13 protein-coding genes are annotated in these 13,567 nt (G+C 59.5%); 3 read left to right on the top strand and 10 right to left on the bottom strand.

From position 1 onward, the window contains the following. Nucleotides 1-27: 27 nt before the first annotated feature. The 6 genes from MTP39_RS05695 to ybaK all read right to left on the bottom strand — a co-directional run bounded on the left by MTP39_RS05695 (nucleotide 28) and on the right by ybaK (nucleotide 5,527). Nucleotides 28-828 (bottom strand): IMP cyclohydrolase, encoded by an 801-nt coding sequence (locus MTP39_RS05695; RefSeq protein WP_249241786.1) that lies wholly within the window; start codon nucleotides 826-828, stop codon nucleotides 28-30. A gap of 122 nt (nucleotides 829-950) precedes the next feature. Further along, nucleotides 951-1,547 (bottom strand): phosphoribosylglycinamide formyltransferase, encoded by a 597-nt coding sequence (gene purN / locus MTP39_RS05690; protein ID WP_249241785.1) that lies wholly within the window; start codon nucleotides 1,545-1,547, stop codon nucleotides 951-953. Beyond that, nucleotides 1,541-2,587 (bottom strand): phosphoribosylformylglycinamidine cyclo-ligase, encoded by a 1,047-nt coding sequence (gene purM / locus MTP39_RS05685; protein ID WP_015538200.1) that lies wholly within the window; start codon nucleotides 2,585-2,587, stop codon nucleotides 1,541-1,543. The genes purN and purM overlap by 7 nt, the downstream gene beginning before the upstream one ends. Nucleotides 2,588-2,591: 4 nt before the next feature. Beyond that, on the bottom strand, nucleotides 2,592-4,070 hold the full coding sequence (purF, locus tag MTP39_RS05680; protein WP_249241784.1) for an amidophosphoribosyltransferase: 1,479 nt from the start codon (nucleotides 4,068-4,070) through the stop codon (nucleotides 2,592-2,594). 10 nt (nucleotides 4,071-4,080) lie between these two features. Beyond that, nucleotides 4,081-4,581: a 5-(carboxyamino)imidazole ribonucleotide mutase gene (gene purE / locus MTP39_RS05675; protein ID WP_097779922.1), complete on the bottom strand. Its 501-nt coding sequence runs from the start codon at nucleotides 4,579-4,581 to the stop codon at nucleotides 4,081-4,083. Between the two features lie 463 nt (nucleotides 4,582-5,044). Continuing rightward, nucleotides 5,045-5,527, bottom strand: a complete 483-nt coding sequence (gene ybaK / locus MTP39_RS05670) for a Cys-tRNA(Pro) deacylase (RefSeq protein WP_249241782.1) — start codon at nucleotides 5,525-5,527, stop codon at nucleotides 5,045-5,047. Nucleotides 5,528-5,735: 208 nt separating this feature from the next. On the opposite strand from ybaK, the gene aroF reads away from it, so the two are divergent. From aroF to MTP39_RS05655, 3 genes are all read left to right on the top strand, one after another. Then, nucleotides 5,736-6,749: a 3-deoxy-7-phosphoheptulonate synthase gene (gene aroF / locus MTP39_RS05665; protein WP_005922307.1), complete on the top strand. Its 1,014-nt coding sequence runs from the start codon at nucleotides 5,736-5,738 to the stop codon at nucleotides 6,747-6,749. A 131-nt stretch (nucleotides 6,750-6,880) separates the two neighbouring features. Then, nucleotides 6,881-7,303 carry a DUF3783 domain-containing protein gene (locus tag MTP39_RS05660; RefSeq protein ID WP_249241780.1) on the top strand — a complete coding sequence of 141 codons (423 nt, stop codon included), beginning with the start codon at nucleotides 6,881-6,883 and terminating at the stop codon, nucleotides 7,301-7,303. Beyond that, nucleotides 7,300-8,382: an FAD:protein FMN transferase gene (locus tag MTP39_RS05655; protein ID WP_249241779.1), complete on the top strand. Its 1,083-nt coding sequence runs from the start codon at nucleotides 7,300-7,302 to the stop codon at nucleotides 8,380-8,382. Before MTP39_RS05660 ends, MTP39_RS05655 begins: the two co-directional genes overlap by 4 nt. Before the next feature lie 162 nt (nucleotides 8,383-8,544). Here the strand turns inward: MTP39_RS05655 and gpmI are convergent, their stop codons facing one another. The 4 genes from gpmI to ribF form a co-directional block, all read right to left on the bottom strand. After that, nucleotides 8,545-10,071 (bottom strand): 2,3-bisphosphoglycerate-independent phosphoglycerate mutase, encoded by a 1,527-nt coding sequence (gene gpmI / locus MTP39_RS05650; protein WP_118658334.1) that lies wholly within the window; start codon nucleotides 10,069-10,071, stop codon nucleotides 8,545-8,547. A 185-nt stretch (nucleotides 10,072-10,256) separates the two neighbouring features. After that, complete coding sequence (gene tpiA, locus MTP39_RS05645; protein WP_249241778.1) at nucleotides 10,257-11,027, bottom strand: triose-phosphate isomerase; 771 nt, start codon at nucleotides 11,025-11,027, stop codon at nucleotides 10,257-10,259. A gap of 103 nt (nucleotides 11,028-11,130) precedes the next feature. Beyond that, entirely contained in the window at nucleotides 11,131-12,339 is a 1,209-nt protein-coding gene (locus tag MTP39_RS05640) for a phosphoglycerate kinase (protein ID WP_113621263.1), read from the bottom strand. A gap of 298 nt (nucleotides 12,340-12,637) precedes the next feature. Beyond that, the gene (ribF, locus tag MTP39_RS05635; protein ID WP_249241777.1) at nucleotides 12,638-13,555 is read right to left on the bottom strand and encodes a riboflavin biosynthesis protein RibF; all 918 of its coding nucleotides are present in this window, start codon (nucleotides 13,553-13,555) and stop codon (nucleotides 12,638-12,640) included. Nucleotides 13,556-13,567 lie beyond the last annotated feature (12 nt).

Raw genomic sequence — 13,567 nt, 5'->3', positions numbered from 1 at the left:
ATCCTCCTTATATCCTAAGGTTTACTCTTATTCTTCCTCGGCGTCAAGCTTTTTGAGCAGTTCCAGCTCCTCGGGCAGCAGCTCCGGCTCCTCAGGGTCGTCAAAGTCGCTGCACACCGGATCATATTTATTAAAGATCATATCGCCGCTCTCGCCGGTTTCCAGATCAATGACCCGGGCAAACAGGCTCACCTTGTTGTCCAGATTCAGGCTGCTCCACATATCGTGGGCAAAATCGCCGATGGTGCGGGGGCAGGCAAAGCGCAGAGGCTCGCCCTCAAAGCTGGGGATGGGGTTGCCGTTGTGCTTGTAGGTGCTGATGAAGTGGCCCTCGCCTGCAACGGGCTGGGGATAATCAAAGAAATAGCGCTGTACGCTGTCGCCGTTGCCGTCGGCAGACTTGAGGATGCTCATCTGGTAGCTGCCGTCGGCGTACACCACAGCAGAGATGCGGGGGGTGTAGTTGGGGCCGTCCGGCTCAAAGGTGCGGGTGCGCAGGGCGTCGGCAAAGCTCTTGCCCTGACTCATCAGGTCGTAGATGGTATCGGTCTGGTCGCCGTTGGTCACGATGTGGGTCTTGCCAAGGGTCAGCACCGGGTTGTAAATGATCAGGCTGGGGTCCTCCAGCTTTGCGGGGTCGGCTGCAACAGTGCAGATGCCGCCGCGCTCGGGCACGGGGTCAAACACGCGGTTGCGGCTGTTCTCGCTGCGTCCCATGATAAAGTAGCCGATAAACATCTGCCGTCCGTCCGGTGCCATTGCCACAGCAATGCCGCGGCCGGGGTACTCGTTGGCGGCCAGATACTCGTTCAGGTTGATCTTTTCCATTGTTGTTCTCCTATTTACGGAACTCCCCCAGTCGCCTGCGGCGACAGCCCCCTCGGGGAGGGGGCCTTAAGCCTCCCTCCTTGAGGGAGGTGGCGCGCCGTCAGGCATGATAGAAGGAGTTTTTACTCCACTTCACCGTTACAGATCATAGCCACAGCCTTGGGCAGCAGCTTCCATTCAGCCTGCTCCATCACCCGCTTCTGCAGCACCTCGGGGGTGTCGCCGGGCAGGATATCCACGGCCTTTTGCAGCAGGATGGGCCCGCCGTCGCACTCCTCGTTGACAAAGTGGACGGTAGCGCCGGTCACCTTGCAGCCCCGGGCCAGTGCAGCCTCGTGGGGGCGCAGGCCGTACATGCCCGGCCCGCAGAAGGAAGGGATCAGCGCGGGGTGCACGTTCAGGATGCGGCGCGGATAGGCCGCGATGACGCTGGGGCCCAGCACGGACAGAAAGCCCGCCAGCACCACCAGATCAATGTTGTGCGCCCGCAGTGTTTCCAGCAGTGCAGCGTCAAATTCCTCGCTGGTGGCGTAGTCCTTGCGGCGCACCACGCAGCCTTCCACACCGGCCTTTGCAGCGCGTTCCAGCGCAAAGACGCCGGGCTTGGAGGCCACTACCAGCGTAATTTTACCATTGGGGTTCTCGCCCCGGGCCTCGCTGTCCAGCAGCGCCTGCAGATTGGTGCCGCCGCCGGACACTAACACGGCAATGTTCAGCACAGCTCCACGCCCTCACCTTCTGCGATGACGCCCAGACGGTAGGCCTCCGGCTCGCCGTTGGCGTGCAGGATCTCCAGTGCCTTATCAGCCTGCTCGGCGGGCACGGTGAGCACCATGCCCACGCCCATGTTGAAGGTGTTGAACATATCGTGCTCGGAGATGCCGCCCACCTTCTGCATCAGGTGGAACAGCGCCGGGGTGCGCACATCTGCCTTGTTGATGCGGGCGCAGCAGCCCTTCTTCAGGCTGCGGGGGATATTCTCGTAGAAGCCGCCGCCGGTGATGTGGGAGATGCCCTTGACCTGCACCTCTTCCAGCACCTTCAGCACGGGCTTGACGTAGATCTTGGTGGGAGCCAGCAGCGCCTCGCCAAGGGTCTTGCCGCCCAGCTCGGCGGGGGTGGAGAACAGCACATCGGGGTCGGCGTCAATGTTGAACACCTTGCGCACCAGCGAGAAGCCGTTGGAGTGCACACCGGTGGAGGGCAGAGCGAGGATCACGTCACCTGCTGCCATGGTCTCGTTGTTCAGGATCTTTTCCTTGTCCACAACGCCCACGGTGAAACCGGCCAGATCGTACTCGTCCTCCGGCATCATGCCCGGGTGCTCGGCAGTCTCGCCGCCCACCAGTGCACAATCGGCCTGCACGCAGCCCTCGGCCACGCCCTTGACGATGTTGGCGATTTTTTCCGGCACGTTGCGGCCGCAGGCGATGTAGTCCAGGAACACCAGCGGCTTTGCACCGGCGCAGATGACATCGTTGACGCACATAGCAACGCAGTCGATACCGATGGTATCGTGCTTATCCATGATCATAGCCACCTTCAGCTTGGTGCCCACACCGTCGGTGCCGGAGATCAGCACCGGGTGCTTGTAGCCGGTGCAGTCCAGCTCAAACAGGCCGCCAAAGCCGCCCAAGCCGCCGATGCAGTGCTCGTTCATGGTACGGGCGACATACTGCTTCATCAGCTCCACAGAGCGGTAACCGGCGGTAATGTCCACGCCTGCTGCGGCGTAGCTTTCAGAATAGCTCTTTTCCATGTTCTTACTCTCCTAACTTTTTGGCGTCCTTGGGACGGTCGTTCAGGTGACGGTCGTGAATATCGGTAGAAAGCACACTTTCCGGCTCTACGGCATACTCGCCGGTAAAGCAGGCGGTGCAGAAACCGCATTTTGCATTTTTGGCAAGCTGGACAACGTGCTCGTTGGACAAATAGCCCAGCGTATCGGCGCCGATGACCTCGTTGATCTGCTCCAGCGTGCGACCGGTAGCCACCAGCAGCTTCTGGTCCGGGATATCGGTGCCAAAGTAGCACGGATACTTGAAGGGAGGTGCCGAGACCATAAAGTGCACCTCGGCAGCACCGGCATCCCGCAACAGCTTGATGATGCGGGCAGAGGTAGTGCCGCGCACGATGGAGTCATCCACCAGCACCACGCGCTTGCCCTTGACAGTGCTGGACACCACGTTCAGCTTGATGCGCACGCTGTTCTCGCGCTGCTTCTGGCTGCCCTGAATGAAGGTGCGGCCGATGTATTTATTTTTGATGAAGCCGATGCCATAGGGGATGCCGCTCTCCTGCGAGTAGCCCAGTGCTGCATCCAAGCCGGAATCCGGCACGCCGATGACCACATCGGCCTCCACGGGGTGCTCCTGTGCAAGGAAGCGTCCTGCCTGCTTGCGGGCTTCGTGCACCGAGCTGCCCTCGATGACGCTGTCCGGGCGGGCGAAGTAGATGAACTCGAACACGCACATCTGGGTGTCCGGGCGGCCGCAGTGATCCTTGATGCTGCGCAGTTCGCCGGTCTTGGTATCCATCACTACGATCTCGCCGGGCTCCACATCCCGCAGCAGGGTGGCACCTGTGGCATCCAGTGCGCAGCTCTCGCTGGCAAAGACGTAGCCGCCGCCGGGCAGGGTGCCGATGCACAGGGGACGGTAGCCCCGGGGGTCGCGCACCGCGATGAGCTTGGTGGCAGACATGATCACAAGGCTGTATGCACCCTCCAGCACGTCCATGGTCTTGCTGATGGCAGTCTCGATGCTGCCCATGCGCAGACGGTTGCGGGTGATGAGGTAGCAGATGACCTCGGTATCCGAGGAGCCGTGGAAAATCGCGCCCTCATTCTCCAGCTGGCGGCGCAACTCCACGGCGTTGGTCAGGTTGCCGTTGTGGCACAGCGCCATGGTGCCGCGGCCATGACGGACGATCATAGGCTGGGCGTTGGCGCGGACGCGGGTGCCGGCGGTGGCGTAGCGCACATGACCGGTGGCCATGTGTGCCGTGGTAGTAGACAGGCTTGCCAGCACCTCCGGGGTGAACACCTCGTTCACAAGTCCCAGATCCCGGTGGCCGGTGATCACGCCGTCATCGTTGACGGCAATACCGCAGCTCTCCTGCCCGCGGTGCTGCAGCGCATACAGGGCCGAATAAGCCGCTGCGGCCACATCCTCGGTACCGGCACGGTCGTAGATGCCGAAAACGCCGCACTCCTCATGCAGCGGATATGCAAAATCAGACATTGGTTCTCCTTTACAGCTCGTTCAGTTCGTTCTGCAGCTTTTCTTCCTTTGCTGCGATCTGCTGTGCCATGGCTACGCGCTCAGCCTCCAGCTTTTCAGCCAGTGCGTCATCGCTCAGGGCCAGAATTTCAGCAGCCAGCCATGCGGCGTTCTTGGCACCGTTCAGCGCCACAGTCGCCACCGGGATGCCGCTGGGCATCTGCACGGTAGCCAGCAGCGCGTCCAAGCCATCCATCGCGCCGCCCTTCATGGGGATGCCGATGACCGGCAGGGTGGTGTTGGCGGCAAAAGCACCTGCCAGATGTGCTGCCATGCCTGCTGCGCACAGGATGACACCAAAGCCGTTGGCCTTTGCGCTTTTTGCAAAAGCTGCTGCCTCGGCGGGGGTGCGGTGTGCCGAAAGGATATGTGCCTCAAAGGGGATGTCCAGCGCTTTCAGCTGGGCGCAGGCACCCTTGACCACCGGCCAATCGCTGTCCGAACCCATGATCACTGCCACTTTACGAACCATTTTCCAAAGCCTCTCTTTCTCAACTGTCCAACAAGACCGACAAACAAAAAAGGCTGCGGTACACCTGTACCACGGCCTTTATTTCCGGTTTTTCTGTCCGCGCATTTTGCACAAGGTTGCACCATGCCCCTGATTGCAGTGAATGTGACCCCATTCCATGCGACCCGGCACCAGCAGCATCATTGAAGTTTCCCTCCGCAGTTTCCTGTGCAAGCGTTTTTTCAGGCGGCGATGCAAGCCCGATTTTTGGGGCATCGTCCCTGTACTAGATACAGTTTACGGCAAAAAAACCGCTTTGCAAAGAGCGTTTGGGCAAATTCTCCCTTGTGTTCCCATGCCGTCAAAAAACTTTCGAAAGTTTTGTGCAGTTTCGCCATTCTTTTTCTTTTTAAGTATGACTTATGCAGCGGGTATATTTTATGTAAAGGCCGTGTTGATGTATCCCAGATATCGCGCCGGATTTTTAAAAAATGATCTTTGCGGTGGCAGCGCGGGCAGCGCGGATCAGATCCGCCGGGGCGCAGCACACCTGCGTGCCGATGCGCCCACCGGAAACGTAGACCTTCTGCTGGGTCAGCACGCTTTCGTCAAAGACGGTGCGGTACTGCTTTTTCATGCCCACCGGGCTGCAGCCGCCCCGCACATAGCCGGTCACCTTGTTGATATCCGCCACATGGATCATTGCCACGCTCTTTTCGCCCACGCTGCGGGCAGCGGCCTTTAAGTCCAGCTCTGCCGCCACCGGAATGACGAACACAAAATAGTTTTTGCTGCTGCCCTGCGTTACCAGCGTCTTGTATACGCAGGCAGGGTCCTCGCCCATGCTGGCGGCTACGGTCACGCCGTCCACCGCCACCCCCTCCTCGTGGGGGTACTCGTGGGCGATATAGGCCACCTTTTCCCGTTCCAGAATGCGCATTGCGTTGGTTTTAGCTTCTTTTCCCATTGTTATTCCCTCTTTTACATTTGCTCTGTTTCTATTTTACCACTTTTTCTGGAAAAATTCAAAATTTCTCTTGACTTCAGTTTCATGAAGTGATATCATAGCGTCACGCACTTCAGAGTAATGAAGTTTGACACTGCAAGCTGCGGCAAAGGAGCCGGTCTCCCTCGCCGTTTCACAGGATAGAAAAAGGCAAAGGAGACAAAACACTATGATCATCGTACTCAAACAGGATGCCCCCGACGTACAGGTGCGCGAGTTCTGCCACGAGCTGGAGGATATGGGTCTGCAGATCAACGATTCCAAGGGCAGCGACACCCATATTCTGGGGCTGATCGGCGACACCAAGGCCATTGCGGAAAGCTGGGTGCTGGCAAACCCGGTGGTGGAGACCTGCCGCCGCGTGTCCGAGCCCTACAAAAAGGCCAACCGCAAATTCCATCCGGACGACAGTGTTATCGACGTGGAGGGCGTCAAGATCGGCGGCGGTAACTTTGCGGTCATCGCCGGGCCGTGCAGCATTGAGAGCGAGGAGCAGATCACCTACTGCGCCCAGCGCGTAAAGGCGGCAGGCGCTTCCCTGCTGCGCGGCGGCGCATTCAAGCCCCGCACCTCTCCCTACTCCTTTCAGGGTATGCGCAGCGAGGGTCTGGACCTGCTCAAGCTGGCGCGCCGCGCCACCGGTTCGCCCATTGTGACCGAGATCATGAACACCGAGCACCTGCCCCTGTTTGAAAACGTAGACCTGATCCAGGTGGGTGCCCGCAATATGCAGAATTTTGAACTGCTCAAAGCTGTTGGCCGCCAGAAAAAGCCGGTGCTGCTCAAGCGCGGCCTTGCCAACACGCTGGAAGAGTTCGTGATGAGCGCCGAGTACATCATGGCCGAGGGCAACGAGAACGTCATCCTGTGCGAGCGCGGCATCCGCACCTTTGAGACCAGTATGCGCAACACGCTGGACCTTGCCGGTGTGGTCATGCTGCACAAGATGACCCATCTGCCGGTGGTGGTGGACCCCAGCCACGCCTGCGGCCACGCATGGATGGTGCCGGAGCTGGCCAAAGCCGCGGTCGCCGCCGGTGCCGACGGTCTGATGATCGAGGTGCACAACAACCCCGCCAAGGCCAAGTGCGACGGCGCACAGAGCCTGACCCCGGACCAGTTCGATGAACTGATGCAGTTCATCGGCAAAGAGGTAGAGTTCTTCGGCAAAAAAATGAACTGAGCCCGCTCCGTCCGCTCCCCCGCAAGGGGGAGTTTTTTTGTATGCACCGGCGGGTTTTCATTTTCTTTTCACGGGTTTTATGGTATACTATGGTGTATTTTGAAAATTCACTGCCGAAAGAGGTTTTAAAGATGAAAGCACACATTGCACGCAACCAGAACGCCGGGGTGCCGCTGGCGCTGGGCTGGAACCTTTCCCCCGCCGACCGGGGCAAGCTGGAGGGTATGGCACCCGCCCTTGGCATGAAGCTGCTGCTTGTTTCCCCCGCCGATGCCGGCAAGACCGTTGCCCAGCTGCTGGGCGAGGTAGAGGTAAAAGCCCCCAAAACGCTGGTACTGGAGCCGGGCGCCTATCCCCCGGCGCTGGTGCTGGCAAACTTCCGCGATAAGGACGTGGACACCCTGCTGGACCTGATGCGGCAGGCACAGGTGACCATCCCGCTCAAGGCGGTGGTCACCCCCGCAAACCGCAACTGGATGTTTGCAGACCTGCTGGCGCATTTGCAGGAGGAGCACGCCGCCTTTACCGCCGCAAAGGAGAGCCAGACCGTATGAAGAGCCGCATCACCCGCATGACCGCTGCCATGCTGGCGGCAGTGCTGAGCCTTAGCCTGCTGGTCGGCTGCAAGCCCAAAAAGGAACTGACCCGGTACACCACTATCTTTTATGATGTGTTCGACACAGTGACGCAGGTCATCGCCTACTGTGAGAGCGAGGAAGAGTTCAACACCCAGATGCAGGCGCTACATCAGGATCTGATTGCCTACAACCAGCTCTATGATATCTACAACGACTACGACGGCGTTGTGAACGTCAAGACCATCAACGAAAACGCCGGCAAAGCTCCGGTACAGGTAGATGACCGTATCCTCTCCATGCTGGAGCTGGCGCGGCAGATGTACGACCTGACCGGCGGCAAGATCAACATTGCCATGGGTAGTGTGCTGGGCATCTGGCACGATTACCGCGAAGCTGCCGAACAGAACGCCTCCGAGGCCGACAACACCCTGCCCACACAGGAGGAGTTGGAAGCCGCTGCCCAGCACTGCGATATCAACGACCTTGTCATCGACGAGGAGGCCAAAACGGTCTACCTGTCCGACCCGGAGATGTCGCTGGACGTGGGCAGCGTGGGCAAGGGCTACGCCGTGGAGATGGTCTGCCGCGCCGCCGAAGCCCGGGGCCTGACCAGCGCACTGGTGAGCGTGGGCGGCAACCTGCGCGCCATCGGCACAAAGCCGGACGGCAGCCAGTGGACGGGCGGCGTGGAGAACCCATGGAACGCCTCGGAGGTGTACACCAATAGCAACTCCATCTTCGGCTCGCCCATCAACATGAGCGACCTTGCGCTGGTGACCAGCGGCGACTACCAGCGCTACTTTGTGGTAGACGGCAAGCGCTACCACCACATCATCGACCCGGACACCTTGTGGCCCGCTGCCTACTACAACGGTGTCACCGTGCTGTGCCCGGACTCCGGCATGGCAGACTGCCTGACCACCGCCCTGTTCTGTATGCCGCTGGAAGAGGGACAGAAGCTGGTGGAATCGCTGGACGGCGTAGAGGCCATGTGGTGCACGCCCGATCAGCAGGCCACCACCTCCAGCGGCTGGGACAGCCACCTGAAAAAGTAAGTTCTGCCGTTTTGCAGGCCAACTATTTTTAATTTCGGAATAGCGGAGCGTCTGCGGACGCTCCGCTATTCCCTTTTCACGGAAATTTTTCTTACGCAAAAAGGCTGCCGCACAAAATGTGCAGCAGCCTTTTGTTTGTTTATCCGGTTATCCCGTCCGGCATCACTCCACGATGATGCTCTTGCCGGTCATCTCGGCGGGAACGGGCAGGCCGATATAGGGCAGCATGGTGGGTGCGATGTCGGCCAGACAGCCGCCCTCGCGCAGCTTCACGTCGCCGCAGCCAACTGCCACAAAGGGCACAACGTTGGTGGTGTGGGCGGTGAAGGGGGTGCCGTCCGGGTTCATCATCTTTTCGGCGTTGCCGTGGTCAGCGGTGATGAAAGCGCAGCCGCCGGCGTTCAGCACAGCGGTGACCACCTGATCCACGCAGGTATCCACAGCCTCAACGGCCTTGACAGCAGCATCGAACACGCCGGTGTGGCCGACCATATCGCAGTTTGCAAAGTTCAGGATGACCACATCGTACTTGCCGCTCTCGATGCGCTTGACGCACTCGGCAGCGACCTCGGGGGCGCTCATCTCAGGCTTCAGGTCGTAGGTGGCAACCTTGGGGCTGGGGATGACGCAGCGGTCCTCACCCTCGTAGGGAGCCTCCACGCCGCCGTTGAAGAAGAAGGTGACATGAGCGTACTTCTCGGTCTCGGCAATGCGCAGCTGGGTCTTGCCATGGGCAGACAGGTACTCGCCCAGAACGTTCTTCAGCTCCACCGGGGGATAAGCAACCTCGCAGTTGGGCATGGTGGCATCGTACTCGGCCATGCAGACGTAGTTCACCTGCTTGCGGCCGCCGCGGCGCTCGAAGCCGGTAAAGGCATCGTCGCAGAAGATGCGGGTCATCTGGCGGGCACGGTCGGGGCGGAAGTTCATGAAGATGACGGTGTCGCCGTCCTGCACGCGGCCACCCTCGCAGGTGACGCAGGGCAGCACGAACTCATCGGTCTTGTCTGCTGCGTAGGAAGCCTCGATGGCCTCGGCAGCGTTGGCAGCGTGCTCACCCTCGCCGTAGACGAAGGCAGCGTAAGCCTTCTCTTCACGATCCCAGTTGTTATCGCGGTCCATGGCGTAGTAACGGCCGGAAACGCTGGCGATCTTGCCCACACCCAGCTCGTCCAGCTTGGCCTGCAGGTCAGCAAGGAAGCCCTTGCCGGAGTGGGGGTCGGTATCACGGCCATCGGTGATGCAGTGCAGGTAAACTTCCTTTGCACCCAGATGCTTTGCCATTTCCAGCACGCCAAACCAGTGGTCGGCATGGCTGTGCACACCGCCGGTGCCCACCAGACCCATCAGGTGGATGGCCTTGCCAGCCTCAATAGCGGCCTTCATGTTCTTGACCAGCACAGGGTTCTTGAGCATCTCGCCATCGTGGATGGACTTGGTGATAAGGGTCAGCTGCTGGTACACGATACGGCCTGCGCCCATGTTGGTGTGGCCGACCTCGGAGTTACCCATCTGGCCATCGGGCAGACCGACAGCCATGCCGGAAGCATCAATGGTGGTCATGGGGTACTTTGCCATCAGAGCATCCAGATGGGGGGTCTTGGCAGCCACAACGGCGTTGCCAAAGGTCTCGTTCGGCACCCAGCCGAAGCCATCCATGATGCACAGAAGAACAGGTTTCTTTGCCATAAAATTGAATCTCCTTTGAATTTATCACGCGTTGCGGGCAAGGCTAAGCGCCCCGCCTGCGGGTGCAGCCTGCGGGTGCATAACACCCGAACGGCTGCTGTAAAAACAGATCAGCGCCCGGCTCAGCGCTGAAAAAACGGCGCAGCCGGGCGCTGAAACAGCTAATTAGGGAAAAAGGCAGTTGCTCAGCCCTTGGTTGCTGCATTGACGATGACTGCAAAGTCAGGAGCCTTCAGGGATGCGCCGCCGATCAGGCCGCCGTCCACGTCCTTCTTGCTCAGCAGCTCCTCGCAGTTCTTGGCGTTCATGCTGCCGCCATACTGTACGGTGGTAGTTTCGGCCACAGCCTCGCCGTACAGCTCGCCCACCACCTTGCGGATCTGAGCGCAGACTTCCTCTGCCTGATCAGCGGTAGCGGTCTTGCCGGTGCCGATGGCCCAGACAGGCTCGTAGGCGATGACAACGTTTGCCATCTGCTCGGTGGTCACGTCACGCAGGGCGATCTTGGTCTGCATACGGACCAGCTCCTCGGTAACGCCCTCCTCGCGCTGCTGCAGGCTCTCGCCCACGCACAGGATGACCTTCAGACCGGCGTTCAGGGCAGCCAGCGCGCGCTTGTTGACGGTCTGGTCGGTCTCTGCAAAGTACTGACGGCGCTCAGAGTGGCCGACGATGACGTACTCCACGCCCAGATCTACCAGCATATCGGCGCTGATCTCGCCGGTGAAAGCACCGGACTTCTCAAAGTGGACGTTCTCGGCACCCACATGGATGTTGGTGCCCTTGGTCTTAGCCACAGCGGTGACCAGATCGGTAAACGGGGTGCAGATGACGACCTCGCAGGTGGCGTCCTTCACGGCGGGGATCAGCTCGTCCACCAGAACAGCAGCCTCGGAGGCGGTCTTGTTCATCTTCCAGTTGCCAGCGATAATAGCCTTGCGCTTTGCCTTATCCATTGTTATTTTCTCCTTACCTTCGTAACTATTTACAAATTGCCTGCACAAAAAGAAAAGATGCGGCGGCGTAAATGCCGCCGCACCCATTGTGATGCCGGAAAAATTATGCGTTCTGGATGACTGCGATGCCGGGCAGCTCCTTGCCCTCCAGATACTCCAGAGAAGCGCCGCCGCCGGTGGAGATGTGGGTCATCTTGTCGCCCAGACCCATCTGCTGCACAGCTGCTGCGCTGTCGCCGCCGCCGATGACGGTGGTAGCATCGCTCTCAGCCATAGCCTTGGCAACAGCCAGAGTACCAGCTGCCAGAGTGGGGTTCTCGAACACGCCCATGGGGCCGTTCCAGACAACGGTCTTGGAAGCCTTGACAGCGTCAGCAAACAGCTTCATGGTCTCGGGGCCGATGTCGCAGCCTTCCATATCAGCGGGAATAGCGCTGATGGGCACGATTGTCACATCCACGGGAGCATCGATGGGATCGGGGAAGTCCTTGATGCAGGCTGCATCCACGGGCAGCAGCAGCTTGACGCCCTTCTCCTTGGCCTTAGCCATCATTTCCTTGCAGTAGTCCAGCTTGGTGTCGTCGCACAGGCTCTTGCCCACTTCGTAGCCCTGAGCCTTGGCAAAGGTGTAAGCCATGCCGCCGCCGATGATCAGGGTATCGACCTTCTCCAGCAGGTTGGAGATGACGTTCAGCTTATCAGCGACCTTAGCGCCGCCCAGAATAGCGGTGAAGGGACGGACGGGGTCGTTGACGGCGTTGCCCAGATACTTGATCTCCTTCTCCATCAGGTAGCCGACAGCGGTATCCTTGATGTAGTCGGTGACACCTGCGGTGGAGCAGTGTGCACGGTGGCAGCTGCCGAAGGCGTCGTCCACATAAGCGTCAGCCAGAGAAGCCAGCTCCTCGCTGAACTCGGGCATGTTCTTGGTCTCTTCCTTGCGGAAACGGGTGTTCTGCAGCAGAACGACGTCGCCGTTGTTCATGGCAGCCACAGCAGCCTTTGCGTTCTCACCCACAACGTTGTCGTCGTCAGCAAACACAACGGTCTTGCCCAGTTTTGCGCTCAGAGCCACAGCAACGGGAGCCAGGCTGAACTTAGCCTCGGGGCCGTTCTTGGGCTTGCCCAGGTGGCTGCACAGGATGACCTTTGCGCCATCGTTGACCAGCTTCTGGATGGTGGGCAGTGCTGCGTTGATGCGGTTCTCGTTGGTGATGACACCGTCCTTCATCGGGACGTTGAAATCGCAGCGGACAAGCACCTTCTTGCCGCAGTAGTTCTGATCGTCGATCGTCTTCTTACCTAAACCCATGGTAAAAACTCCTCTCAAGTTATAATTCTGAACCAGAGTCTCGCTCACAATCGGGGCGTTGCCCCGTACAGCTACTATTATAAACAAAAACTGCGCGCATTGCAAGGATATGAGATAGATAATTGTTTAACAAACATTTGCCGTTGTTGCACGGAAATGTGTCTATTTTGCCCGAAGTGCGGTTTTTTCTGCCCGCAGACGCCGGAAATGCTGTTTTCCTTCACGACAAAAGGGGTCGAAAAACGCCCACAGGCGTTTCTCGACCCCAAATAAAAATAATTTTTCCGCTGTTGATGCGTTATGCAAAATATTCCTGTGCGCGGCGAGCGGCATCGTTGATGCAGTCCCGCAGCTGGTCCAGCGTGTCAAACTTTTTGCTGGGGCTCAGGTAAGCGTGGAACTCCACCACCGGGTCGGTGCCGTACAGGTCACCGGAAAAACCCGGGATAAAGGTCTCGCAGGTCACCTTGGTGGCGTCATCGTTCACAGTAGGGCGGCTGCCCAGACCGGTGGCCGAGGGATACCACACCCCGTTGATGCAGGTGCGGGTGATATAAATGCCGCTGCGGGGCATCTGGAAGCCCTGCGGGTACAGCTGGTTGATGGTGGGCACCCCGAGGGTGTGCCCCAGTCCCGCCCCGTGCTGCACCGCAAAGCGGATGGCATAGGGCATGCCCAGCATGGCGTTGGCGGCGGGGATATCCCCGCCCTCCAGCGCAGTGCGGATGCGGGTGGAGGACACCGGCTTTTCCTCAAACTGTGCCATGGGCACCACCACTACCTCTACCCCAAGGGGGGCGCAGAGGGTGCGCAGCAGCTCCGGCGTACCGGCAGCTTTTGCGCCAAAGGTGAAGTTTTCGCCGCAGAACAGCGCCCGGGCGTGGCAGTTTTCTACGATGCCGCGCACGAACTCCTCCGGGCTCAGCGCCTTGATTGCTTCAAAGTCCGGGGTAAGGTAATACTCCACCCCAAGGCTGTGGATCAAGGCGTGCTTATCCTCGGTGGAGAGCAGGCGCTTGCCCTTCATTTTATTTTCTACCGGCAGGCGGAAGGTGAACACCGCCGGGGCTGCATCATGGGTCTTTGCCCATTGTACCGCCCCTTCGATCACCGCCCGGTGGCCGATATGGATGCCGTCAAAGTAGCCCATGGCCACGGCGGTGCCCTTTTTGGGCTGTGCCAGCGGCAGCGGGGCAAACTGAGAAATGATCTGCATGGGTCTTGTTTC

Origin of the sequence: Faecalibacterium sp. I3-3-33 (assembly GCF_023347295.1) — a bacterium.
Taxonomy (GTDB): domain Bacteria; phylum Bacillota; class Clostridia; order Oscillospirales; family Ruminococcaceae; genus Faecalibacterium.
This window is presented reverse-complemented; position numbering and strand designations above follow the sequence as displayed.

Coding starts and splice junctions, on each gene's coding strand:
- tpiA (WP_249241778.1), bottom strand. CDS start 11,027: ATGGATAAGGCAAAGCGCAAGGCTATTATCGCTGGCAACTGGAAGATG.
- MTP39_RS05660 (WP_249241780.1), top strand. CDS start 6,881: ATGAAAGCACACATTGCACGCAACCAGAACGCCGGGGTGCCGCTGGCG.
- MTP39_RS05695 (WP_249241786.1), bottom strand. CDS start 828: ATGGAAAAGATCAACCTGAACGAGTATCTGGCCGCCAACGAGTACCCC.
- purE (WP_097779922.1), bottom strand. CDS start 4,581: ATGGTTCGTAAAGTGGCAGTGATCATGGGTTCGGACAGCGATTGGCCG.
- MTP39_RS05640 (WP_113621263.1), bottom strand. CDS start 12,339: ATGGGTTTAGGTAAGAAGACGATCGACGATCAGAACTACTGCGGCAAG.
- ribF (WP_249241777.1), bottom strand. CDS start 13,555: ATGCAGATCATTTCTCAGTTTGCCCCGCTGCCGCTGGCACAGCCCAAA.
- aroF (WP_005922307.1), top strand. CDS start 5,736: ATGATCATCGTACTCAAACAGGATGCCCCCGACGTACAGGTGCGCGAG.
- purF (WP_249241784.1), bottom strand. CDS start 4,070: ATGTCTGATTTTGCATATCCGCTGCATGAGGAGTGCGGCGTTTTCGGC.
- ybaK (WP_249241782.1), bottom strand. CDS start 5,527: ATGGGAAAAGAAGCTAAAACCAACGCAATGCGCATTCTGGAACGGGAA.
- gpmI (WP_118658334.1), bottom strand. CDS start 10,071: ATGGCAAAGAAACCTGTTCTTCTGTGCATCATGGATGGCTTCGGCTGG.
- purM (WP_015538200.1), bottom strand. CDS start 2,587: ATGGAAAAGAGCTATTCTGAAAGCTACGCCGCAGCAGGCGTGGACATT.
- MTP39_RS05655 (WP_249241779.1), top strand. CDS start 7,300: ATGAAGAGCCGCATCACCCGCATGACCGCTGCCATGCTGGCGGCAGTG.